This is a genomic window from Nocardiopsis sp. TNDT3 (assembly GCF_003427465.1).
Classification (GTDB): Bacteria; Actinomycetota; Actinomycetes; order Streptosporangiales; family Streptosporangiaceae; genus Nocardiopsis; species Nocardiopsis dassonvillei.
The window spans coordinates 1-1,533 of the sequence record NZ_QPFC01001360.1; the positions used below are offsets into that span (position 1 = coordinate 1).

The window sequence follows — 1,533 nt, forward strand, 5'->3', positions numbered from 1 at the left end:
CCCATCCCACCCCGCTCAGCCCGCGCGGAGGGTCCCGCCGCGGCGGCGCTAGCGGCCGAGCAGCGCCCAGAGCATGACCGCGAGCAGCACCAGGACGCCGAGGGAGACCGCGGCGATGGTGGCCACCGCGGGCAGGCGGCTGCGCTCGGCGTGCTTGCCCGAACTGGTCAGCCCCAGCGTGTCCGTGGACTCGCGGATCGAGGTCATGATCGAGTTCATCGCCTCGGGGCTGTTGCGCAGCCGCTCGTTGATGGACTCCGCCAGCACGTGCGCGCCCGCCTTGAAGTGCTCGCGGGCCGACTCGCGCTCCTCGCCCTCGGGACGGGGCTCGGCCGGCGTGGCGGTGCCCTGCGCGGCCGTCTCCGGGCTCGTCTCGGGCGCCCACGGCGCCAGAGCGGCGATCCGCAGCATCTTGGTGGCGTTCTCGGCGGTCAACCGCTCCGAGGGCTCCACCCGGAGCAGACCGGCCAGCACCGGCGCCAGCGGGCCCGCGCTGGCGGCCTCGGCGGGCTCGTCCAGCTGCTCCTGGCGCAGGATCTTGATGTAGCCCTTGCGGTCGTAGGGAGGGTGCCCCTCCACCGCCGCGTACAGGGTGGCGCCCAGGGACCACAGGTCGGACTCGGGTCCCACCGGGCCGGCCTTGGCCCGCTCCGGCGGGATGTAGGCCGGGGAGCCGATGATGCGCCCGGACGCGCTCAGCGCCGACTCGCCGTTCCAGGCGGCCAGCCCGAAGTCGGTGAGCACGACCCGACCGGCCTGGCTGATCATCACGTTGTCGGGCTTGACGTCGCGGTGCACGATGCCCTCGGCGTGCGCGACCTTGAGGGCGTCGATGAGCTGGAGGCCGATCTCGGCCACGCGCTGGTAGGGCAGCGGGCCGCCCACCTGGATGAGTTCCTCCAGGGTGGAGGCCTCCACCAGCTCCATGACGATCCAGGGGCGGTCGTCCTCGTCCACGACGTCCAGGACGGTGACCAGGCTGGGGTGGGTGAGGCGTCCGGCGACGCGGGCCTCACGGGTGGTGCGCTGCAGGAGCGACTCGCGCTCGGAGCGGCTCAGGTCCGCGGGCAGGCGCAGCTCCTTGACGGCCACCTCGCGGTCGATGACCAGGTCGGTGGCGCGCCAGACCGTGCCGACACCGCCGCGGGCGATCTCCGACACCAACTGGTAGCGCCCCTTGAGCAGGCGTCCCTCGGGACGGGGCTCGGCGGCGTCGGCCGCCTCCGCCCGTGCGGAGGAGCGCGACGCCTCGGGGCGCTGCGTGTGGGGGTTCTCTAGGGAGGACACGGTTATCCACGGGTCCATTCACCGGCCATGGTGGCCTCCTGCGGGAGCATTGCGGTCGCTGTCACCACGTAGGTGCACGGATCACTCGTTATACCAGCAGGACGCCGGATCCATGCTGGTGGTTGCCACATCACGGACACATAGGTTCGCTTTCGTTATGTCCGACGACGACCCGAGCATGCAGTGACGTAGGTCTCATTATGAGACTCCCGTGCCTGTTGGCCGGGGTGGCGCGGGGGGGGGGGG

Annotated in this window: 1 protein-coding gene; it reads right to left on the reverse strand. The window is 72.0% G+C overall.

Translation table 11 applies throughout. The annotated features are described in order from the left end of the window. Positions 1 to 48: 48 nt before the first annotated feature. The gene (locus tag DQW06_RS27820) at positions 49 to 1,305 is read right to left on the reverse strand and encodes a serine/threonine-protein kinase (RefSeq protein WP_369757424.1); all 1,257 of its coding nucleotides are present in this window, start codon (positions 1,303 to 1,305) and stop codon (positions 49 to 51) included. Positions 1,306 to 1,533 lie beyond the last annotated feature (228 nt).

What these genes read in the sequence shown, in the direction of transcription:
- DQW06_RS27820 (WP_369757424.1), bottom strand. Translation starts at nt 1,305, where the DNA reads ATGGACCCGTGGATAACCGTGTCCTCCCTAGAGAACCCCCACACGCAG.